Source organism: Parafilimonas terrae (assembly GCF_900115755.1).
GTDB lineage: Bacteria > Bacteroidota > Bacteroidia > Chitinophagales > Chitinophagaceae > Parafilimonas > Parafilimonas terrae.
Genome location: NZ_FOXQ01000008.1, coordinates 158982 through 180352 on the forward strand (window position 1 = coordinate 158982; position 21371 = coordinate 180352).

Sequence of the window (21371 nt, forward strand, 5' to 3'; positions counted from 1 at the left end):
GTAAACAAAAAACCATATGAGATCAAAACTATTAAACATTACTGTTGGAAATTTAGGTTGCATTGGAAATGAAGGATTATCTGTTAGTCTGGACAATATCCTATGTCTTGTTGGAGATAATAATTCTGGAAAATCAACAATCTTGAAAGCTTATGAGCTGGCTTTGGGAACACAATCGTATTCTTACGAAAAGGATTATTGCAAAAGGTCGAAAGGAGAAAATACCTATGTAGAAATATCTGTTCATATTCCAGAGGGGACTGCGAATATTGCCGAAAAGTGGAAAGAAAAAAAAGGTGAATTATTAGTTGTAAAAAGTAAGTGGGAATGGGATCAGAACGGCACTAAGACACGAAAAACTTTTGATCCCGAAATTCAGGATTACTCAGATGATGGAAATGCGGCAGGGTTGGATAATGTATTCAATAGCAGGTTGCCTGTTCCCTTCAGAATTGGTGCTTTGGAAAACCCGCAAGTTGAACTAAAAAATTTGTTGAAACTTATTGTCGATCCCATTGCTGAAAATTTACGTTTAAATTTAGATGATAAAGAATCTGAGTTATGTAAGGCTCTAGAAGTTTTTACTGCTCACGCTAAAAAGCCTGTAGAAGAACATAAAGAGATTATTGAAAAAATAAATCAAAGAATCACCAACAGCCATAACAAAATTTTTCCAAACCTTTCTATTGATTTAAATATAGGTATGGCTGATCTCAAAGTAGATCCACTTGATGCGTTAGTAAAAGGATCCAAATTAAATATTAAGGAATTTGAAGATAATATTGATTGGGATCAGCAAGGAACCGGTTCTCAACGAGCTTTATTTTGGTCTTTACTGCAAGTTCGTTCGAGGTTACAAGCCGTCAAGAATTTTAAGTCAGACCATGAAAAACGAGTTAAACAAATAGAAAAGGATATTAAAAAACTTGAAGCAGAAAAAGAGAAAGCAAAAACTGAAACTAAAAAACAAGAAAAGCAAACTGCTATTGATGAAAAGCAAAATGAATTGAAGCTTGCCCAGGAAGTTGAAGCTGAAAAAGCTATCGATGAAAGAAATAGTGAATTGGCTCTGCCTGGCTACATGTTGCTAATTGATGAACCAGAGATTGCACTTCATCCTAATGGAATAAGAGCTGCTTCAAAATACCTTTATGAATTAGCAAATGATCCATCCTGGCAAGTAATGCTTACGACACATAGCCCGCTTTTTATTAATCCTTTTGAAGATCACACAACAATAGTACGATTGTCAAGAAGCGAAGGCAACCCAACTCCTAAAACATACCGATCTGACGATATTGCTTTTTCTGAAGAAGAAATTGATAATTTAAAGTTGTTAAACGGCTTTGATCAAAACCTTTCAGAAATGTTTTTTGGTCAATATCCAATTATAATTGAAGGAGACACTGAATATGCTGCATTTGATACGATTATGCGAATGCAACCTGAAAAATATCATATCAACTGCAAACCTATCTTAATAAGAGCAAGAGGAAAATATACTATAATCCCCTTAATTAAAATGCTTACACATTTTAAAGTAGATTTTTCAGTATTGCATGATTCTGATTTTCCTAAAAATAAAAATGGAAATGCTAATAGCGCCTGGTCTGGGAACGAAAATATTTACACTGCTATAATTAATACCAGAAATTCAGGTTTAAGGGTTGTACATCGCGTTTCTATTTCAACATTTGAAGTAGCCCATAATGGAATTGGGTTAGACGAAAAGGGTAATTATATTTCTGGAAGTTCAAAAGACAAGCCCTGGCTGATGTATCAAAAACTTAAAAGCAATGACACAACAAGACAATCAGTTGAAAAGGTTTTAGATGATTTGATAGATTGTAACTGCATTGAAGAACCATTCGAAACAGATTTTACATCAGGATTATCAGAAAAATTTAAAAGCTGGGTTATGGAAAATAACATAACAGATTTGCGTTTTTTAATGTGATTTAATTAAGGAATACATAAAAGCTATTTAATAAATGATACAAACAGAATACATAACAGGTACAGAACTCAATGAAAAACTAAATGATGCTTACAGGTTAATATCTGAAGAAGCCATATTGCGCCTGGCAGCTAAAGATGCTGCAGTTAGCAATGTTGCAAACGGGCTTTGCAAAGACTGTTTTGGTATATGGTGCGATGAAGAAGATTTTTCACCGAATTACACGCTTGTTTATATCAATGGTGAAGGATTGCTGCAAGGTGAGGCTATCAATCTAAATATTGAAGATAAGTATAAGTTTGATATCACTATGGCATTCTGCAACCACCTCACTAAAGAATATAAGCACCTTGATTTAATAGATGTATTCAATACTTATAGCTATAAATTAAGATCATATTTAGAATTGTTTGACTATCGAACGATTAGTGATAAGGAAATGTCGGAAATAGAAGGAGAAAATGTAACTTTTATTGCAAAGGCTAAAGGTATTTTATATGTACCTCAAATAGACAAACTGAAACTTTACAGAGATTTTTTTGATAATAACTATAACTACGATAAACCTAAAGATGAAAATGTTGTTTATTTATTGCTTGATCTAAACACCAGTCATATTAAAATTGGCAGAAGTAAAACAATCATGCATAGAGAAAAAACCCTGCAATCCCAATCGCCTAAAATAGAAACAATAGCTTTCTGGAAAGCCCCAAAAGCTACAGAAACATTTTTGCATAAAACATTTGTCGCAAAAAGATTAAGAGGCGAGTGGTTCAAATTGAATTTTTCCGATCTAAATCATATAAAAGAATTAATGACCCAATATGCATGAACGCTATTATATTTTGCATTTCAAGTAACACTAATTTACTGATAGGCCAATACCTATTTAAATAATTTTGGAATAAATTTTCAATTAAGCACAAATGAATATTGACACAGACTATAAATTGGATGATATAACCCTTATCAAACATCTTAAAGATATTAACAGCCCTTTTGTTCCAAAAATTTATGAAGTTTATGAAGAAGTAAAAGATATTCTTAACTCCAGAGTACAATTTGTCTTTCCAAACTATACGCTTCATAATACGGGTCATTCATTTCGAATAATGGAATACATGAGTAAGTTAGTAAGCGATTACAAATTGCTTGATGAACTTGAAATTACTCTTTTAATTTATGCTGCACTTCTTCACGATATTGGAATGGCTATCAGCGATAAAGATATCACTGCGATTAAGGCTGACGATTTTCCTTTCTGTGATATCAAGTTTTCGACAATGAAAAAACTCATGGGAGGAAATGAAGAACTTGCATTACAAGAATATGTACGTAGAATACACGCTTCACTGTCTGGCAAATATATTATAGAAGAGCTAAAGGAGAAATTGCTAATTCCTAAACTTGCTGCTTTAGATTTTGCACAAGATCTTGCTTTAATTTGTGAAGCACATACCTGGGACTATGATCGAATAAAAACAGAATTGCGTACACATGAAATAAAAGGCGATTATAAATTTAATTCTCAATTTATTGCTGCAATTCTTCGCTTGGCAGACATATTAGATATTGACGGAAACAGAACGCCCTACAATTTATATAAACTAATTGCACCCAAAGGTATAAGTGATGATGAATGGAAGCAGCACTATCTTATTTCAAATAATGAAAAAATTACTGTTGACGATAGAACACAACAAAAGAAAATTGTTTTTCATGGCAAATCAACAAATGCAAGCATACATAGAAAGCTATTGATTTACATTGGTTGGGTAAAGGATGAACTGATCAATGCCGTGTCTCTTGTTAAAGGAATGATACCTCAATATAATTTGGTATATGATACAACACCTGAAGTCAATATACAAACTGAAGGTTATACGTTTTCTGATTACAAAATGACACTCGAATTCAAAGCAATCAGTTCATTGCTCATGGGTGAAAAAATTTATGGAAGTAGAACTTTGGGACTTAGGGAACTTGTTCAAAATTCAATTGATTCCTGCAAAATAAGGCAGGAAGCGGAAAAGCTTAAATGGGAATTTGGTGAAGAGCAATACCAACCAAAAATTAAAGTGATCTTAGATAAAGATAAAAATCAGGCAATAATAAAAGATAACGGCACTGGCATGTCTATCAATATTATAAAAAAGCATTTTTTAAATATTGGTGTTTCATATTATAATTCCACTGATTTTTTACTTAAAGATTTTAACTACAGGCCGATTGGAAATTTTGGTATCGGCTTTCTTTCTTGTTTTATGCTGTCTAATGATGCTAAAGTTACAACGAGAGATTATGGATCAAAATATAAATATACAATTGAACTTGAAAAAGGAAATGAATATACTTCTTTAACACAGGCGGAAGATGTGAGGTTTGATGGAACCGAAGTGGTTTTAAATTATTCAGATTTTATTTCAGTTTTCAATAACGATATAAAAGAAGTACATGGATTTTTAAGTCAGTATTTCTTAACAGACGGAATTGTTTTTGAATTGATAGATAAATCCTTGACAAAAAGCGAAAAGATTGTACAGAGCATTGCATTGACCGAGCCACTGGATAAGGGATTAATAAAAATTGATTTTAAAGATTATCTAAAAGAAGTTGAGGGGTATGCTCTAATAAAGAAAAAAAGACCATTTATTAAACAGTTCGATGAAATAGATTTTGATGAGATTCTTTATAAATATGATGACGAAAAAGGATTGGTGGAGATAGTTGAACCTGCCAAACTTAAAATAGATGATTATATCAATGGTACTGAGTTAAAATATTTTTCAATACCGTTAGTTGAATCCAATGTGGAAGATGATTTCTTAAATGGTTTAAATTTTACGGGAGATGTAGATGAGGTTATTACAAAAATGGAAAATGAATTGACATGGGTTTCTATAATTGTACCAAAAGATAGACAAGAAGAATTAGCTGAAACTAGTATTGACCGCAATACAGTTTATATTTTTGATAATCTTGAAACAAGGGATTTACACCAAATTGGCCATTCAAAAGACTGCGAAACAAAAGCTTTTGTAAAAAAAATTACATTATTTGAAGGAAGGAAAAATACTTTGTACCTGCCCTTTAATAAAACGGAGCGCGACCATAAATTTTATTGGTGGAAAACAAGTGACAGTAAACAGTATTTATTCATGCGGAGCGTGTTGATAAAGGATTTTAATTTTGATATAGATGTATCGGCTTCAATTTTTGAAATTAGCTCCTTCATTACAAATATTACTTCCAAAAAATTTATTCCTGATATTTCCAGGAATAATGTTGATGCTGAAACGAGAAAGATACTAAATTATATTATTGGAAAAGCTATACATCTTGGTGCAAGAGATAATTTAGATTTGGATAAAGATGAAAAGCAAACGTTAGAAAATTTTATTAGGACTTATTACGATGAAAAAACTGAATATGAAATATAATCGACTGCAGGGAATCTTACACATATTGAATAAAAATTGTCATATTTGAATTTTAATTTCAGTTTTTACTAATTTAATACAGTTATGGCAACCAGTACGCTTAAAATATTAAGAGAAGTAAATGACTACACGCAGGATTTTGTAGCCGAAGAAATATTAGGTATAAGCCAGGCCACGTATGCCAGGCTGGAAGCCAACCCTGCAAGAATAACTGCCGAACAAGCGCAAAAGTTATCCGACTTATATAAGGTCAGCATTGCTAACTTGCTTTCCGAGGCAACACCTATAGTAACATTTCAATCGAAATCCATTTCAGAAAATAGCAATAATGGCAATATAGGTTTTGTTCAAAGTCAAACAAATCAGTTTGATGAAACCACTATGAAAGTTTTGAAAGAGCAGAATGAATTATTAATTAAGCAAAACACAGAATTAATGGAATTGGTAAAAGCATTGGGTGGCAAATTGGCTCATTCATAAAGTGAGCATAGTTACTTGATCTTTTGTTGGAGCCTTTTAATTTCTTGCTTAAGTTCCCTTATTTCTTCATTTTTGGTAAGCACAATTTCTTCCATGCCTCGATCATTGTATTGGTGATTCACATAACCACTACTGCCTCCTTGGCCACCGATAAAAGTGCAATTATGGTATAAAACATTTGCACGCAAATGATGAGTTACGCCAAATTCACTAAGCATAAACAATTCAATTGGTGCTTGATAAAAATCCGACAGCTTTTTTGCATGAATTTCGTTGATTTTTAGTTTCCCTTCTTCTAGTTTTTTGTATGATTCAGTGGAAAGATTAAGTTCTTTTGCAATCATTTCAAGAGAAAGTTTTTTATACTGACGATAACAGGAAAGGATAAAAAGCTGATTCATTTTCTTTTAGATGTCTTTTTCTTTTTAGCTAACGCTTCCCTTTCTTTTTTTCTTTTCGCCTTATATATCTCGACAGGTGCCGGTCCTTTTCGATCCGACCAAGTTGTTGGCTCTATAAGATCTTTTATATTTATTCCAAAAAATTCTGCTATTACTCTTAGTTGATATAACGATGGCTGAACTAAGTTTCTGCACCATCTAGAAACAGAGTTTCTATTAACATTAAGTTCTTCTGCCAATTCTATTTGATCCATACCAAACTCAATTAGGATATGTTGAAGGCGGTTATACTTTATTTCCGGATTTTCTTTACCCATTGGATAAAGATATATATGGGCAATTTATTGATTTTCAATATATTATATACTTTAAAAGTATCATTATATCATTTTGGATGTTCATAATAATATCATAAGTGATATTTTCGTTACCTTTAAATTGCTACATAAAAAGTTTATTTATCTCTATTCCGAGTAGATTAGTATGCTTTATAAGTCTAACAGTGGATTTAATTCAACCAAAATGCTTTCCTTCAAAACAAGTTTTGAAGCATACTATCCATCTTTATGTTTTTTCGCCAACCGCATTATAAACAATGAAGAAGCCGCCGCAGACATAACCGAAGATGTATTCATTAAACTATGGGAGAAAAAACCCAATTTCAGCAAGTACAAAAACATTAAAGCCATATTATACATCGCTGTAAAAAATGCCTGCCTTAACTATATTCAGCAACAAAAACGCAATACCGCCAAACAACATGCTTTCGCTTATTTTGCCCAATACGAAAGCGAAGATTTCATCCTCAACGAAATAGTGCGTGCAGAGGTGCTGCGGGAGGTATATGCGGCCTTACAGCAACTGCCGCCGGAGCAACGCCGCGTTATGCACCTGCTCTTTAAAGAAGGCTTAGACAGTAAGCAGGTGGCAGAGGAATTAAATATTTCCATTCACACCGTGAAGAAGCATAAGCTTAATGGCATTAAGGCGCTTAAGAAGAAACTGGGCGTTTCGGGGTTGGTGGTTATTGCGGTGCTGGCGCATTTGTAAATGCTTCGCATTGATTGTCTGTACTTTTTTGCTTGTCCAAAAAAGTACCAAAAAAAGACCTCCGAAAACGATATTCAGCACGTTTTCGGATTACGCCTTGATGTAGCTTTTGTACTGATGACTTTTCGGCTGTTTGGCCTTGATGCTTAGGTTCGATCAGCATGATTGATGGCTACTATCTTTTAGTAAACCATTATTCAGTAAGTTTAATTTATTAGGGTTTCACAATGCCTAAGCTTACAAATGAAATAATGCATGTGCTTTAATGTAAGTTCATTGTTTACAAAGCAATAGTCCTTATCAAAGCCAAAAGCCCTGCAAATTTTTTCGGCATGGATTTTTGCCACCTCAAAAATTCGTGCTTCAGTTAATTGTGAAGGATTAAACTGAAAGCGTATTTTAAAATTATCATGTTGCGTATTTTCGGCGTTCTGTTGTCTCTGAATCGATAAGCATCATTTAGGTTATAAAGAATGTTATTTCGCATATTTACAAAGCTTAATTGAAAAAGCACGTCGTCGTTATATTTGATCAATCTATAAAACTTTTTGGCAATCCCAGCAGCATCATTTCATATCCGATAATGCCTGTTGCATTTACTTAAACCTGCATATTGTTTGCATGATAAGCTTCATCAGTATAGCCCTAATATCCTTTTTCTTTTAGCCAGGTGGCAACTGCATAAACATAGTCGCCAAAGTAAGCATTGGTTGCTAATTCTTCAGGTGTTATATTTAAACTATGGCAAATCTTTGGAAGGTTTTCCTGGAATTCCTGGTAATGTTTCCATATAGCTTCACCACCCGGCAATCTTTCTGTTGAATACTGGCTTAACCATGTTCGTACACGTTCAATTAATAATTTTGCTGAATTATTGTGCACGCTTATATCCTGGCCGCTAATATCGCTTAAAGTAGCTCGGTACCGGTGTTCCATGCTGTCAAGCACAAGCAGTCTTTTGTTTCGGTAACTTCCATCGGCATATAACATGCAGCCCCAGAACAGCCCGCATTCAAAAGGCATATTGAACCTCGGCAAATTATTACCATCACTTAGTTCCACCCGCGATATGTCATGAACGCCTAACCTGCATTCTTTGATTATGTCAGCTATCTTCATTAACCTGTTAGCTTCAGTACCAGAAGATTCCAATGCGCATCTTGGACTAAAACCGGAATCCTGTATGGCAAACACGAGGGCTAAGAATAGTTCATTATAATCTTTATCAAAGGGACAGTTGATGAATACATTATTTTCGTAAGGCAAAGCAGTAAATGTGAAGAGTGGCGGGTTAATAAATGGCAGCCTTTACAGCTTCCCGAATCTTTTCTTTCGAGTTTGTGGTTGGAACACGAGAGCCTTTTACAACCCTGTATTCACCGGCTTCGGAAGATGAAAAATGCATTTTTTTTCCGAATCTCAGTTTCCAGAACTTCCGCCTTCGGTTTGCAGCATTTTGCGAAGATTTACCGTTAGCTTTTTTCATTGCTTTTTGTTTTAAAGATAACACGATCAGCAAAGTTATACAAAAAAATAAAACTGCTTTTATGCACAATTTTAAAATTAGTGTGTGTATCTTAAGAAACAAGTTAAATATTATTTTAAAATGAAGGCCTTGCAGGCTTTAAGTTTGAATTGTTATATAATTTTATCTCACTAAAAACACTTTAGAATGATCAACCCAAAAGAACTCATGATTGGCAATCTCATTGATACTACCGATGGCCTGCATGCAGAAATAACCACGCTTACAAAAGATAAAATGATTGAAGGAAAACCTACAAAATTAAATGTGATGTACCTGATGGGTTGTGGGTTCAGTGAAAAGCCTGGCAGAAGGAAAATTTGGGTACATGCAGCAACCGGTATTGAACTGAAAGCAATAGATTCAGTAACCTTTGTGCAGGTTTGCGGAAGGAAAGAAATTGGTATTCCGTTACGATATTTTCATGAACTGCAAAACCGGCTGTATTGTGTATCAGAATATGATCTGATAGCAGAATCAAAAAAAAGAAAAATAGGAGCTGGCGCGGTGGGCAACCAATAAATTCACGCAAGCATAAAAATAATTAAAGCCGGAGGGACAATCATGGCCGCTAATAAATAGAAAAACTTGTAACTAATATCGAAACCTATGTGGTAATAGACAAGGTCCCGGTTGATAAAATACATGATCATTACAATCAAAATGAAGAAAATGATTGTTTTAAAAACAACATTGATGAAATGGCTTTTCTTCGGCAAGTCCGTTTTTTAAAAAGATTACATATTTATGATGCATATTTAAGAGAAAATCTTTAATTTTATTCTTTAAGGGTTTAGGGTTGAAAACGAGCTTTTGTATTCACGAAGGCTCTTTTATTTTAAAAGCTTCGTATAACAAATATTATTTCATTTAAGCACCGCTATTCTTAATTTTCTTTTTCCTTTTAATGCATGCTTTTGGCCAGACCGGCTTTTATATCAAAAAAGAAGTTTATCGGTTTGACTGAAAGCTTGTTATTCTTTACAAGTTCAGCATGGATGCGTTTATGAATCCAAATTGATAACTATAAAAGCCCTGCATGCGGGGCTTTTATATATCCGGATAGCAGAAATAGTTATAGAGCTTCAGGTTCTTCAGCAGCTTCATAATTCACACTGTTTTCTGCAATTGCACTTAACTTTTCATCGGTTTCTTTTTCTTCTTCCAGCGTACTTCCCAGTAACTCTTTTATCTCGTTCAGACCAAGGGTCTCTGCAAGCTGAGCAAGGCCGCCATAAGTGGATATTTCATAATGTTCTACTTTTTTGCGCTGCAAGTATTAATCCTACATCACGGGTAGCCGTACCTTTCTTTGTCTCCTCTATAATGCCTGTTCCTTCCTGGAGAATACCTGCCATAGCATCGCATTTTTTTGCCTGTGGTTTTTTTTCAAGCAATGCAAATACTTTTTCAAGTCTTTCAACATGTGTTTGTGTCTGGGCATAATGTTCCTCAAACGCGTTTTGCAATTCAGATGATGTTGCAGCTTTTTTCATCTTGGGTAAGGCTTTCAGGATGTTTTTCTCCGCCCAGTAAATGTCTTTAATTTCATCTTGAAAGAAGTCTTTCAACATAGAATCATTAGCAGCGGCGCCCGCGCTTTTAGAAACTTTGCTTTTTGTTTTATTAGCCATATTAATAGTTTTTAAAGATGTGTATCCAATTCTGTGCAAGTTTTCTAAGATAGTCGCAGGGTTTAGATGATAAGACCGGTTTTCTTTAGTGGGTAGGGGCTTTTGTATCGGTCAGAGAACTGGTATTCAGGGAATGGTTTGTTTCCCCGAAAAAAGCATAAAAGTCCTGTACATAATTTTGTAGCTGGTGCAGGTGTTTAATTTTTGCTTTGCTTTTTTTCAATCCGCAAACCATAATAAAAGCCATCCTGCTTTTATTTGGCATGGTGATCACTGTTCTGAAATAATTCAACCATCAAGGAAATGCCCACGGTAACATATTTTTTGAATGATCTCCATAATTACTGTATCCATATTTATAGCCGCACCACTTAACAATAGCCGCCTTGTAGAGGCCCCATTTAAAAATGAATAGGCATTAGCAAAAACCACCATGGATTGGTCTAACAAAATATATACTGCAGTATAAGCAGACCCGAATAGTATCATACTACGGGCAAGTTTATCAAGCTTATTCCATGAGGGTAGGTAGTCTTTTGCAAATTCAGGGGCAGGCTTGTTTTTGCCTGTTGTAAAAGCATGAAGTCATCTGCCATATATCTTCAAAGAAATGCGGTGAATGCGGATATTTCTCTATATCGCTGTAGGCATGGTGCATGCGATGCATTATACCGCAGGCGCTTGGCACTAAAAAAGAAGAACCTTGCACAAACCAGGTAGGGGAATAAAAAAACTTTTCCCATGTTTTAGATGTAGTGTACATTTTGTGGGATGCATAACGGTGCAGGAAAAAAAAATGAAAAAAAGCAAAAGAAACCAATGCGTAAAAAGAACAGAAGAATGATCAATATAGTATCTGACTGAAATTAAAATTGCAGGCCGTACTTTATACGCCTGCAATTAACTTATTTATAAATTTGGTAGTTAAAAGAAACGGTTACGCGAAAATGAATTTCTTCCGCCACTTCTTTCTTCTCTTTGCCTGGCCACTGAAACAGAAAGTGCTCGGCCCTGTATTTCTTTACCATTCAGGCCATTTAATGCAGCATTACCATCTTCTTCAGAAGGCATTTCTACAAAGGCAAAACCACGGGACCGATTGGTTTCCCTGTCCATAATAATCTTGGCAGAATCAACGCTGCCATACTTTGAAAATAAATCTTTAAGGTCTTCTTCACTGGTGTGAAAACTTAAATTGGAAACATACATGTTCATAAAAAACATTTTTTTAATTAATAATACTTGAAGGAAGTAGAAACAAAAGTGAGAGAAGGATAAAATTTACTTTGGCAAGTAAAAAATAAGATTATCTAAAATATGCTTTTACAGCTCAATTAAAACGAAAGTAATCTTTTAATCGGAAGAATAGCTATAAACTTTGTTAAGGCAGGTAAAACTCATATAACTGGATAAGCTTTAATCATAATGAATTAGCTCTACAGCAACAGCTTTCAAAATGAATTATAACAGTATGGCTTTTCTACGTTAATGCTTCTTTTATCACACTGCACTTGTTCATGAGAACGATTTTATTGCCATTAATTAAAAAACTTCATTTTACGGTATCCGTTTTTTCAATTTCATTGTCTCTATAATATACACTGCATTTTTTTCAGAAAGGAAAGAAGGAACTTATTAAAACAATCACATGGCTACATCAAAAAGGCCTGTAAGTTTTTATATCGCCTCGCTTATTGTAAAACACCTTAAAGGCGGGCTTACAAATGCGGAACAACAGGATTTAAACAACTGGCTGGCAGCCTCCAAGCAAAACCGGGATCTGTTCAGGGAATTAACCAATGCTGATGAACTGGAACGCCAGGTACAGGAACTGGATAAGGTGAATACCGGAGCAGCATGGCAGCGGGTAGAACAGCAAACATTGAAAGCGCCTGAAAGGGCTGGCCGGAAGAGGTTAAAGCAATGGTGGCAGGTTGCAGCAGCCATATTTATACTGGCGATTGGTGGAGCTGTTATTTGGCACTTTGGCAGCGACAAGCAAAATGCCGGGTCGGTACTTGCAAGTAAGTATGGTAATGATGTATTACCGGGTACACATAAGGCAAGATTGGTTTTAAGCAATGGCAATACGGTTGTCTTAAACAACGGCGCCGACAGCGCGTTTGACGACAAAGGCCTTGCGATACACATAGCCGGTGGCAGGGTGGTTTATGAGCAGGCAACCACAAATATTACTGCAGCTTATAACACACTTTATATACCCAAAGGTGGCGAATATATGACGGTGTTGAGTGACGGGACTAAAGTGTGGCTGAATGCGGCTTCTGCCTTGCGTTATCCGCTGCAATTTGATGGTAAGGAGCGCCGGGTGGAATTGCTGGAAGGTGAAGCTTATTTTGAAGTGGCAAAGAATGAACATAAACCGTTCAGGGTTATTATGAATGATGTGGAGATCCGGGACATCGGAACGGCTTTTAACGTGAATGGTTATAGCAGTTCAAACGGACTGATAAAAGCCACTTTGACGGAAGGTGTTATAAAGGTTGTGGCTTCGCAAAAATCGATAGTGCTGCAACCGGGAGAACAGGTAAAGGCAAATGATAAGGTAATGCAGCTAATTAAAGTAGATACATCACTTGCTGTTGCCTGGAAAAACGGGTTGTTTATGTATGAACGCACACCACTGGAAGACGTAATGGAACAGGTTGCACGGTGGTATGATGTGCACGTTGTTTATGATAATGCTTTTACCGAAAAGAAATTTTTTACAGGAGAAATAAAAAGATCATTACCGCTTAGCAAAATACTGGAAATGATGGAGCTTACCGGCATAGCCAACTTTACCATTGAGAACAAAACTGTCACGGTTAAACCCTATAATGTTAAGTGATATGTAAGCGTATAATTTTCTAACCAAAACACGATTTTAATGAATAAACAAACGCTGCCCGGGAGCAGGGTAGGGGCTGTTCTTTGCCCTGCAGGAAGAACCTTTCTTATATTATTGCTGATGGCTGTATTTGCAGGTGCGCAGGCACAGGCCAATCAATCGTTACACACCGACTCGGTAACAATAAGCCTTACGAATGCTTCATTGGAAAACGCTTTTACGCAGATAAAAAAGCAAACTTCCTACAGGTTTATTTACGATAATGCGTTACTGGAAAAAGCCCGGCCTGTTACGATCAACTCCCGTAAAGAGCCTTTGGATAATATATTGAATATGCTGTTTAAAAGCCAGCCCTTTAACTACCGGGTGATGGATGCTACCATTATCATCACGCCAGGGGAAGCGCAACAGACCGCTAAAGCAGGTAAACAGCAAATGAATACGGGTGATACAATAATTACGGGAATGGTAGTTGCAGATTCTTCCCTGTTACCTCTTGTAAATGCAACGGTAAATATTAAAGGCACATCGACGGTCACAACTACAGACGAATCCGGTATGTTTAGCCTCGCAATACCTGTTGCAGAAAGTGTAGGAATTGTAATAAACTATGTTGGATATATACCTCAGGCAATAACCATCACCAAAGACACGCAGTTTCCTTTAACGATAAAGCTTAAGGAAAAGCCGCATGCGTTAAATGAAGTAACGATAGTAAGCACAGGCTACCAGGATATTCCAAGGGAAAGGATTGTGGGCGCTGTGTCAACAGTGGATAATAAAACGTTTAACCAGCAAACAGGTACCAATGTTTTACAGCGGTTAAATAATGTAACCAGCGGCCTGTTGTTTAACATAAACAAGCAGGATGCTCAGGGCAAACCAAACACCATTTCAGTAAGAGGGCTGAGTACCATCAATGGCCCGGTGGCGCCGTTAATAGTACTGGACAATTTTATTTATGAAGGTGACATCAATAATATTAATCCAAATGATGTTGAGAATGTTACCATATTGAAAGATGCAGCAGCAACATCTATATGGGGTGCAAGGGCTGGCAACGGCGTGATTGTGATTACAACAAAGAAAGGCAGCTTTAATAAAAAGCTGTCTGTTGATTTTAATACAGATGTAATACTGACACAGAAACCAGATTTGTATTACCTGTCGCAAATTTCATCTGCTGATTATATAGATGTTGAACAATACATTTTTAACAAGGGCTATTTTGATAACGACATAAACAATATATACCAACGACCTGCTTTAACACCGGCTGTTGAGATTTTTCTTAAAAGGAGAGAGGGACTGATATCTGCAACGGATTCTGCCGCGCAGATTGACGAACTAAAAAAGATTGACAGCCGCGATCAATATGATAAATATTTTTATCAAACGGCAGTAACCCAGCAATATAATTTGCAGGTTAGTGGCGGAAGTAACGATGTGGCATGGATAATTGCAGGCAATTTTGATAAGAGTAAAGGTTCCCTTAAAGCAACGTTTGATAAAGTTAACCTTCGTTTCAGCAATACATACCATCCGTTTAAAAACTTTCAGGTTGCGCTCGGGGCTTATTTTACAAACAGCAAATCTGTAAGTGGCATTCAAACTGATTTCTGGATAAACGGAAGAAGTGTTCCATATTTAAAATTTGCAGACAAAAACGGCAACGGGATCGCAATTGACCGGTATAGGAAAGATTATATTGACACGGCTGGCGGCGGTTATTTATTAGATTGGAATTATTATCCTTTGGATGATTACAAGCATGATATAACAACAATCCGTCAACAGGAAATAATTGGCAATATCAGTCTGCAATATCAATTTCTCCACGATTTTCAAATAAGCGCAAATTATCAATATCAGAAGCAAACAACCGCTTCTGAACGGCTTGCAGATATACAAAGCTTTTATACAAGGGATCTGATCAATACTTTTTCTCAACTGGATTACAGTTCCGGCAACATTAACTACATCATACCAAAAGGCGGTATACGCACGAACTATGTCACAAATCTTTCTTCCCAAAATCTCAGGGGCCAGATAAATTATAATCATAACTGGAAAAACCATTCTATAACTGCTATTGCAGGAAGTGAAATAAGAGGCTCTGTAATGGATGGAGACATGTTGAGTGTTTACGGATATACTAAAGATCCTTTATTTCAGGGGCAGGTAGATTATAGGAACTATTATCCAACTTTTATTTCAGGGGGTTATCAAAATATTCCAAATGCAACTTATACTTCCCCAACAAATACCTACAGGTTTGCTTCCTTCTTTGGTAATGCATCATATATTTTTAAACAACGATATATTTTGTATGGAAGTTTAAGAAAAGATGCTTCAAATGTTTTTGGCTTAAGCACAAATGATAAATGGAATCCGCTATGGTCTGCCGGGGCCGGGTGGAATATTTACAAGGAGTCTTTTTATAGCCTGCAATGGTTGTCCTACTTAAAGCTACGGGTAAGTTATGGGTATAGCGGAAACGTTGATGTAACCAAAACCCCGCTGCCTATATCCTCGTCGGGTTATACAGATCTTTATTCAAATCTGCCCATTGAGATAATCAATAATCCCAATAACCCGGAACTCAAATGGGAAAAGTCTGGTCAGACTAATTTCGGAATTGACTTTTCTTTTAAGCAAAACATTTTGACGGGAAGTATAGACTACTACATTAAAAAAGGAAAAGATTTATATGGTACAACAACCTTTGATTATACGGTTTTTCCGAGAACGCTTTCAGTAGAGAAGAATGTTGCTAATATGAAAGGAAACGGCTTGGAAATTATTTTGAATTCAAAAAATATTGATAAAGGGTTAAAATGGAATTCACAGCTTTTATTCAATTACAGTTCAAGTAAAACTACCAGGTATTATGCACCGGAAGCCACGTCATTAGCTCGCCTTGTTAGTACCGGAAAATCAATAACACCAGTTATAAATTATCCGCTCTACTCTATTGCCGCTTATAAGTGGGGAGGGTTAGATAATGAAGGTAACCCGCAAGGATACTTAAATGGTAAGCTTAGTACTGATTATAACAGCATTGTTTCGCAAACCGGCGTAAAACCTGGAGACAGTTCAAGTATAACTTATATAGGCCCCTCAAATCCGGTCATTTTTGGCTCTTTGATAAACGAGTTTAATTGGAAAGGCTTGTTTATTTCTTTCAATATCTCATACGGTTTCAAATACTACTTTCAAAAATCAACATTTACGTCAGATGCCTTAATTAACCGGGGATTTGCAACTGCTGATTTCGAAAAAAGATGGCTGAACCCCGGGGATGAAGTAAAAACAAATGTGCCGGCGCTTGTATATACAGATTACCCACAATTTAATTCAAGGGATGTTTTTTACAGCTATTCCTCTGTTAATGTATTGAAGGCTGATAATATTCGCCTGCGGTATATTGATGTAGGATATGTCTTGCATGATAAAAAAAATCAATTGCCGGTTAAGCAATTGCAGATTTATTTAAATGCTGCCAACTTGTGTATTTTATGGAGAGCCAACAAGGAGCATCTTGATCCGGACTATCCTTATTCATTGCCCCTCCAAAAAACATTGACTGTTGGATTAAGGGCAAGTTTCTAATTTATAAACGAAATAATCTGAAAGTGAAAAATATATTTCTTTTTATGCTGGTATGTCTTGCATCACTTGCAAACCTCGGTTGCAAAAAATATCTGGATAAAAAATCAAGTACAGGTATAACTGTGCCAACCACCCTGCCTGATATGCAGGCATTACTCGACAACGCAACTAATATGAACAGGCAAAGAACACCAACATTTGGTGAAGCTTCTGCCGATGATTATTTCTTGTTGCCGGCGGACTATGAAACACAAACAGAAAGGGATCAAAATGTATACAAGTGGATACCATACGAAAATTACGGCTGGCCAAATGATTGGTCGTCCTGTTACGTCCCGGTATATAATTCAAATTATTGCCTTGAACAGATACAAAAAATACAACCAACTCTTCAGAATCAACAGGCGTGGAATAATGTTAAGGGATCTGCTTTGTTTTACAGAGCCTATTATTTTCTTCAACTTGCGTGGACGTTTGCGAAGGCTTATGATACTGATTCAGCATTTATTGATCCGGGAATTGCGTTGCGGCAAACCTCCGATATCAATGTTAAATCTGTGAGGGCGAACATTTCTGAAACTTATGAAAGGATAATAGAAGATGCCGAAGAATCTATTGCTTATTTACCTGATTTGCCGGTACACGTTAACAGACCATCAAAGGCTGCAGCGTATGGCCTGCTTGCAAGGACCTATTTAAGTATGCGCGTGTATGACAGCGCTTTTAAGTATGCAGATTTGTGCTTAAACATTCAGCATGAGCTCATGGACTATAATGGCGATCCGGATATTATTGGTTCATTTAATGATGCTGAATCCCCCTTTAAGTTATTCAATAAAGAAACCATATTTTATACAGAGATGGGATATGATATAACTCCTATCAGTCCTTTTTATGCTAAAGTTGATACCATTTTACTTGCGCTTTATGCAGATGATGACCTGCGCAAAAAGGCATTCTTTGCGCCATATTCCGGCTATCTGCAATTTAAGGGCAGTTATACGCAAGATATGTGGACGCCTTTTACCGGACTTGCCACAGACGAAGTTTATCTGATAAGGGCAGAATGCTATGCCAGGAAAAATGATAAAACCAATGCATTGCGTGATTTGAATGCGCTGTTGATAAAACGTTACAAGTCAATCAGCTTTAAACCAATTACAGCTACTGACAATAAAGAAGCCTTAAAAGTAATATTGAGTGAGCGGAGAAAAGAGTTGCTATATCGTGGCCTGAGGTTTCAGGATATAAAAAGATTAAATAAAGAAGGTGCCGGCATCATTCAAAAAAGATTAATCGCCGGTCAATCATTTATATTGTATCCAAACGATCCAAGATATGCTCTTCCCATACCGAAGGAGGTAATTGATAATTCGGGTATGTCTCAAAATACGTACTAATATCAAAACAAAAGAAGCTGGTGTGCGTATCACCAGCTTCCTTATTCTTTTAATTCCTGTTCTTGATTGTATTATCAACACTGGAGCCTGAGTTTTTTACATCCTGTAAAACAGAAGGTGTTGTAGCACTCGCTTGCAGTGATACTGTAGAAATAAAAGAACTACCTGATACGATTGCGTTTGGTACGGCTACCTGGCAAGCCTTGACATTGCCTTGCTGACAAGGAGTGCTCGTGGTATTCCAATTGGAGGGGTTTTGGACATCACCCTGACTATAAGTTGCCGGGCCGTGATAGTACATTGTAGTAGCAAAAAATGATTTCTCGGATTTAAATGCACTTGTACCAATGGCCAAAATCACCGCAAGAATAATGGCCAAAGAAGGCATGGCAATCTCTTTAATCTTTTTCATGATTGTAAGCGCTTTTATAATCTTAAAAAGCTAAACTTGAGTTGATGAAAATTGCCTGCGCGTTTAATCAACTTGTTGGGGTCGCAGGTTTAACCTTACAACAAGTATCCGGATAAGTTATCCTTGAATTACGGAATACAAGTTTGAATTTATTCTTACCAACGATCTGCCTGTCAATTGAATTTAAAAGAATGCCGCACTTCGTTCTTCTTTTCAAGAAAAATGCCGGCAATCGCCAATGCTAAAAAGAAAAAATTGAACACGATATGCTGTCTCCAGGAAAGTGATGATATAACACCTCCACATGAACATGGAAGTGCGGCATTAAAGCTTATCATTATTATTAGAAATAGTGTAAACGAGGCTAACATTATTGCTGCACTGTACAATCCACATTTCATGGCTTTGGGAACTGCCAGGAACACTACAATTAATAATTCAGTAAGCGGTATTGCCAATGATAAAAGGCCACTAATTTTTGAAAGCCATAGAACTGCACTTAACTGCTCACGAAAAGTATTAAAATCAAAAAGCTTGCTTACCGCAGCATAAGTGAATAATAAGATAAGCAGACTTTGAATAGCTTTTAAGATAGCTGGCTTTTTCATGAAAGACTATTGAAGGTCATTGAACATATTAACTATAAGCCTCTTGCATTTCTATCTGCAAGCTACCTTTTAAAAAATATGTTAATGGGAGAAAAAAGTATGAGCATGGGATTAATGAATTTATTAAAATTAATATCTCCTTTTCTTTTTTCGCCACTCCTTTGGTGTCATTCCAAATTTGTTTTTAAAAGCTGCGGAGAAATTATTGGCATCTTTATATCCATTGTGTAACGCTATTTGTTTTATCGATTTATTGGTTTGTTCCAATTCCATGCTGGCAATCTTTAATATCTCGTTGCGGTAATATGCATATAGCCCCATTCCAAAGATTGCCTTAAAGCCTTGTTTAAGCTTTTGCTCATTAATACCTGCTTTTCGCGCTATGAAGGAAATGGAATGATGATAGGGGAGGTTATTGTCAATAAACTCTTTCGCCGTATAAATACTTTCAAGCTCATTTATTTGAAGGGAATTTATCCATTTACCGTTTTCAACAACAAGATTGAGCAACCGGGTCATGAGCTCTTTAATGATTTCAATATGGAAGTCTTTAGTACTTTCAGAAAATGGCGAATGAATCAATTTTCTTATTAGATCGAGGCATTGAGCGTTTAGTCTTAGGTTTTTGCTGGCTACTAAAACCGATTGTAGAGATTCAATTTGGTCTTTCAGTGATTCGAGCGCCGGAAAGAATTTTAATGAATACAAAAAGAAGTTAATCGGATAATCAATAATGATAAAAATCTGCCTGTAATCTTTTTTTAAAAGAATGTCTGCCTGTAATGTAGTTGTATAAAAAATATTAAACTGGCTTTTTTCAAAGACGAGATCACCAAATGAGTTTATATAAGCTTGATGGGTTCCCTTTAAAGAAGTAAAACACAACAAAGAAGGGTTAAGGGTTGAAATGTAGAGGAGGGTGTCCTCACTTACTGCATCTGATATACAGTAAGTGAAATCAAAATCGCCGGCTTTAATATATTGCAGTGTAATACTGCCGAAAGCTGCCACGTAGCTTTCTATATAGCTTCCGGGAATGTGATATTCCTCAAGATGTTTTGGAATTTCATTGGATATAGAGAGATTCTTAAAATCTCCCACATTAATTTTAAATTTCATTTTCTATGTCGGCTCGTTTTATACGTCCTAATAGGTGAAACAATGCAATAGTAACTGTTTCAATGATATAGCTGTAATCAAATGCAAAAGATTGCGTATAAATACGTTGTTTTTGCGTATTTATACGCAGGCTAAAAAAAGAAACACTCCCTACATTGCACGCATAAAATGAATATCTTATGAGCAATTATGAAATTTCTTTGCAGCAGGCCATTGATATGATAACAAGGTATAAAGCTAATAGGCCTGCAAATTTTCCTTTAAGTGAGAAGTTTGATGTGGAGGCAATCAACAAATTGATTTCCCCTGAGAATTGTAAATACCTTAGAATTTATTACGGGATGAAAGATGATATGGAAGTTCATGCAATATTAGTAGCAGCAAATGCGGATGATGAAGATCTGTTACCATCTGATGAAACTGATAATGTTATAGTTGAGGATTCATTGCGCTGTCCTCCGGTATGTCCACCACCATCGCCGTTAAATGGAGAATAATGTTGAATAGTTTTGCTTTTGATCTTGTTGTTAGCTTTTCCATAATATTGCCTGCAATTACAGGTTTAATAAAATTAAATCAGGTCCGATGGAATTACCTTCCGTTTATCCTTCTTATATGGATAGGGCTATTTAATGAGGTCATTAGTACGATATTTATTTTTTCAACACACAGTAACACCATTAATTCTAACATCTACGTATTGATTGAATATTCCTTGCTTCTTTTTCAATTTTATAAATGGAACGGTATAGAACGAAAAAAATGCTGCTATTTGATATTGCTGGGAATAGTTGTTTGGATTATTGATAATGTTATACTAAACAGTGTCTGGACCAATAATTCAATTTTCAGGATTTTTTATTCGTTTGCGATTATCTTTCT

At 35.9% G+C, this 21371-nt stretch carries 21 protein-coding genes; 10 read left to right on the forward strand and 11 right to left on the reverse strand.

The features are described from left to right. The first annotated feature begins 16 nt into the window (after window positions 1-16). The 4 genes from BM015_RS14065 (at window position 17) to BM015_RS14080 (ending at window position 5877) form a co-directional block, all read left to right on the forward strand. Window positions 17-1957 (forward strand): ATP-dependent nuclease, encoded by a 1941-nt coding sequence (locus BM015_RS14065; RefSeq protein ID WP_090659618.1) that lies wholly within the window; start codon window positions 17-19, stop codon window positions 1955-1957. Window positions 1958-1991: 34 nt separating this feature from the next. Continuing rightward, window positions 1992-2789: a GIY-YIG nuclease family protein gene (locus BM015_RS14070; protein WP_090659621.1), complete on the forward strand. Its 798-nt coding sequence runs from the start codon at window positions 1992-1994 to the stop codon at window positions 2787-2789. 94 nt (window positions 2790-2883) lie between these two features. Next, complete coding sequence (locus tag BM015_RS14075) at window positions 2884-5397, forward strand: HD domain-containing protein (RefSeq protein WP_090659624.1); 2514 nt, start codon at window positions 2884-2886, stop codon at window positions 5395-5397. Between the two features lie 84 nt (window positions 5398-5481). Further along, window positions 5482-5877 (forward strand): helix-turn-helix domain-containing protein, encoded by a 396-nt coding sequence (locus BM015_RS14080; protein ID WP_090659626.1) that lies wholly within the window; start codon window positions 5482-5484, stop codon window positions 5875-5877. 11 nt (window positions 5878-5888) lie between these two features. Here BM015_RS14080 and BM015_RS14085 read toward each other — a convergent pair whose 3' ends face one another. Both BM015_RS14085 and BM015_RS14090 read right to left on the reverse strand, forming a co-directional pair. Continuing rightward, entirely contained in the window at window positions 5889-6278 is a 390-nt protein-coding gene (locus BM015_RS14085; protein ID WP_090659629.1) for a helix-turn-helix domain-containing protein, read from the reverse strand. Next, window positions 6275-6595, reverse strand: coding sequence for a helix-turn-helix transcriptional regulator (locus BM015_RS14090; RefSeq protein ID WP_090659632.1), 321 nt, complete (start codon window positions 6593-6595; stop codon window positions 6275-6277). Before BM015_RS14090 ends, BM015_RS14085 begins: the two co-directional genes overlap by 4 nt. A gap of 205 nt (window positions 6596-6800) precedes the next feature. Here BM015_RS14090 and BM015_RS14095 point away from each other — a divergent pair, with 205 nt between their 5' ends. After that, the gene (locus BM015_RS14095) at window positions 6801-7328 is read left to right on the forward strand and encodes an RNA polymerase sigma-70 factor (protein WP_177191911.1); all 528 of its coding nucleotides are present in this window, start codon (window positions 6801-6803) and stop codon (window positions 7326-7328) included. A 645-nt stretch (window positions 7329-7973) separates the two neighbouring features. Here BM015_RS14095 and BM015_RS14100 read toward each other — a convergent pair. Together BM015_RS14100 and BM015_RS21410 are read right to left on the reverse strand one after the other, a co-directional pair. Next, window positions 7974-8594 carry a hypothetical protein gene (locus BM015_RS14100; protein WP_143075872.1) on the reverse strand — a complete coding sequence of 207 codons (621 nt, stop codon included), beginning with the start codon at window positions 8592-8594 and terminating at the stop codon, window positions 7974-7976. A gap of 25 nt (window positions 8595-8619) precedes the next feature. Continuing rightward, on the reverse strand, window positions 8620-8814 hold the full coding sequence (locus BM015_RS21410; RefSeq protein ID WP_143075873.1) for a hypothetical protein: 195 nt from the start codon (window positions 8812-8814) through the stop codon (window positions 8620-8622). 186 nt (window positions 8815-9000) lie between these two features. On the opposite strand from BM015_RS21410, the gene BM015_RS14110 reads away from it, so the two are divergent. Beyond that, window positions 9001-9375, forward strand: a complete 375-nt coding sequence (locus BM015_RS14110; protein ID WP_090659644.1) for a hypothetical protein — start codon at window positions 9001-9003, stop codon at window positions 9373-9375. Between the two features lie 553 nt (window positions 9376-9928). Here BM015_RS14110 and BM015_RS21875 read toward each other — a convergent pair. From BM015_RS21875 to BM015_RS14135, 4 genes are all read right to left on the reverse strand, one after another. Further along, window positions 9929-10129, reverse strand: coding sequence for a YciE/YciF ferroxidase family protein (locus BM015_RS21875; RefSeq protein ID WP_245751428.1), 201 nt, complete (start codon window positions 10127-10129; stop codon window positions 9929-9931). Continuing rightward, complete coding sequence (locus BM015_RS14120) at window positions 10101-10487, reverse strand: DUF892 family protein (RefSeq protein ID WP_245751430.1); 387 nt, start codon at window positions 10485-10487, stop codon at window positions 10101-10103. The genes BM015_RS21875 and BM015_RS14120 overlap by 29 nt, the downstream gene beginning before the upstream one ends. Window positions 10488-11031: 544 nt before the next feature. Next, window positions 11032-11250: a fatty acid desaturase family protein gene (locus BM015_RS14130; protein WP_090659655.1), complete on the reverse strand. Its 219-nt coding sequence runs from the start codon at window positions 11248-11250 to the stop codon at window positions 11032-11034. A 161-nt stretch (window positions 11251-11411) separates the two neighbouring features. Continuing rightward, a complete protein-coding gene (locus BM015_RS14135) occupies window positions 11412-11702 on the reverse strand; it encodes an RNA recognition motif domain-containing protein (RefSeq protein ID WP_090659775.1) in 291 nt (96 codons plus the stop codon). Window positions 11703-12135: 433 nt separating this feature from the next. On the opposite strand from BM015_RS14135, the gene BM015_RS14140 reads away from it, so the two are divergent. The 3 genes from BM015_RS14140 to BM015_RS14150 are packed head-to-tail and all read left to right on the forward strand — an operon-like array spanning window position 12136 to window position 18350. Next, window positions 12136-13338: a FecR family protein gene (locus tag BM015_RS14140; RefSeq protein WP_090659658.1), complete on the forward strand. Its 1203-nt coding sequence runs from the start codon at window positions 12136-12138 to the stop codon at window positions 13336-13338. Between the two features lie 39 nt (window positions 13339-13377). Beyond that, a complete protein-coding gene (locus tag BM015_RS14145) occupies window positions 13378-16950 on the forward strand; it encodes a SusC/RagA family TonB-linked outer membrane protein (protein ID WP_090659661.1) in 3573 nt (1190 codons plus the stop codon). Window positions 16951-16973: 23 nt separating this feature from the next. Beyond that, window positions 16974-18350, forward strand: a complete 1377-nt coding sequence (locus BM015_RS14150) for a RagB/SusD family nutrient uptake outer membrane protein (RefSeq protein WP_090659664.1) — start codon at window positions 16974-16976, stop codon at window positions 18348-18350. A gap of 49 nt (window positions 18351-18399) precedes the next feature. Here the strand turns inward: BM015_RS14150 and BM015_RS14155 are convergent, their stop codons facing one another. The 3 genes from BM015_RS14155 to BM015_RS14165 form a co-directional block, all read right to left on the reverse strand. Further along, window positions 18400-18762: a DUF6520 family protein gene (locus BM015_RS14155; protein WP_090659667.1), complete on the reverse strand. Its 363-nt coding sequence runs from the start codon at window positions 18760-18762 to the stop codon at window positions 18400-18402. A 173-nt stretch (window positions 18763-18935) separates the two neighbouring features. Next, window positions 18936-19370, reverse strand: a complete 435-nt coding sequence (locus BM015_RS21415) for a MauE/DoxX family redox-associated membrane protein (protein ID WP_143075874.1) — start codon at window positions 19368-19370, stop codon at window positions 18936-18938. Window positions 19371-19499: 129 nt separating this feature from the next. Next, the gene (locus BM015_RS14165) at window positions 19500-20489 is read right to left on the reverse strand and encodes a helix-turn-helix transcriptional regulator (RefSeq protein ID WP_090659673.1); all 990 of its coding nucleotides are present in this window, start codon (window positions 20487-20489) and stop codon (window positions 19500-19502) included. Window positions 20490-20668: 179 nt separating this feature from the next. Here BM015_RS14165 and BM015_RS14175 point away from each other — a divergent pair, with 179 nt between their 5' ends. Then, window positions 20669-20986 carry a hypothetical protein gene (locus BM015_RS14175; RefSeq protein WP_090659679.1) on the forward strand — a complete coding sequence of 106 codons (318 nt, stop codon included), beginning with the start codon at window positions 20669-20671 and terminating at the stop codon, window positions 20984-20986. Window positions 20987-21371: the final 385 nt, after the last annotated feature.

Coding starts and splice junctions, on each gene's coding strand:
- BM015_RS14090 (WP_090659632.1), bottom strand. CDS start 6,595: ATGGGTAAAGAAAATCCGGAAATAAAGTATAACCGCCTTCAACATATC.
- BM015_RS21415 (WP_143075874.1), bottom strand. CDS start 19,370: ATGAAAAAGCCAGCTATCTTAAAAGCTATTCAAAGTCTGCTTATCTTA.
- BM015_RS14130 (WP_090659655.1), bottom strand. CDS start 11,250: ATGTACACTACATCTAAAACATGGGAAAAGTTTTTTTATTCCCCTACC.
- BM015_RS14095 (WP_177191911.1), top strand. CDS start 6,801: ATGCTTTCCTTCAAAACAAGTTTTGAAGCATACTATCCATCTTTATGT.
- BM015_RS14110 (WP_090659644.1), top strand. CDS start 9,001: ATGATCAACCCAAAAGAACTCATGATTGGCAATCTCATTGATACTACC.
- BM015_RS14140 (WP_090659658.1), top strand. CDS start 12,136: ATGGCTACATCAAAAAGGCCTGTAAGTTTTTATATCGCCTCGCTTATT.
- BM015_RS14085 (WP_090659629.1), bottom strand. CDS start 6,278: ATGAATCAGCTTTTTATCCTTTCCTGTTATCGTCAGTATAAAAAACTT.
- BM015_RS14065 (WP_090659618.1), top strand. CDS start 17: ATGAGATCAAAACTATTAAACATTACTGTTGGAAATTTAGGTTGCATT.
- BM015_RS14080 (WP_090659626.1), top strand. CDS start 5,482: ATGGCAACCAGTACGCTTAAAATATTAAGAGAAGTAAATGACTACACG.
- BM015_RS14135 (WP_090659775.1), bottom strand. CDS start 11,702: ATGAACATGTATGTTTCCAATTTAAGTTTTCACACCAGTGAAGAAGAC.
- BM015_RS14175 (WP_090659679.1), top strand. CDS start 20,669: ATGAGCAATTATGAAATTTCTTTGCAGCAGGCCATTGATATGATAACA.
- BM015_RS14165 (WP_090659673.1), bottom strand. CDS start 20,489: ATGAAATTTAAAATTAATGTGGGAGATTTTAAGAATCTCTCTATATCC.
- BM015_RS14075 (WP_090659624.1), top strand. CDS start 2,884: ATGAATATTGACACAGACTATAAATTGGATGATATAACCCTTATCAAA.
- BM015_RS14145 (WP_090659661.1), top strand. CDS start 13,378: ATGAATAAACAAACGCTGCCCGGGAGCAGGGTAGGGGCTGTTCTTTGC.
- BM015_RS14070 (WP_090659621.1), top strand. CDS start 1,992: ATGATACAAACAGAATACATAACAGGTACAGAACTCAATGAAAAACTA.
- BM015_RS21410 (WP_143075873.1), bottom strand. CDS start 8,814: ATGAAAAAAGCTAACGGTAAATCTTCGCAAAATGCTGCAAACCGAAGG.
- BM015_RS14120 (WP_245751430.1), bottom strand. CDS start 10,487: ATGGCTAATAAAACAAAAAGCAAAGTTTCTAAAAGCGCGGGCGCCGCT.
- BM015_RS14155 (WP_090659667.1), bottom strand. CDS start 18,762: ATGAAAAAGATTAAAGAGATTGCCATGCCTTCTTTGGCCATTATTCTT.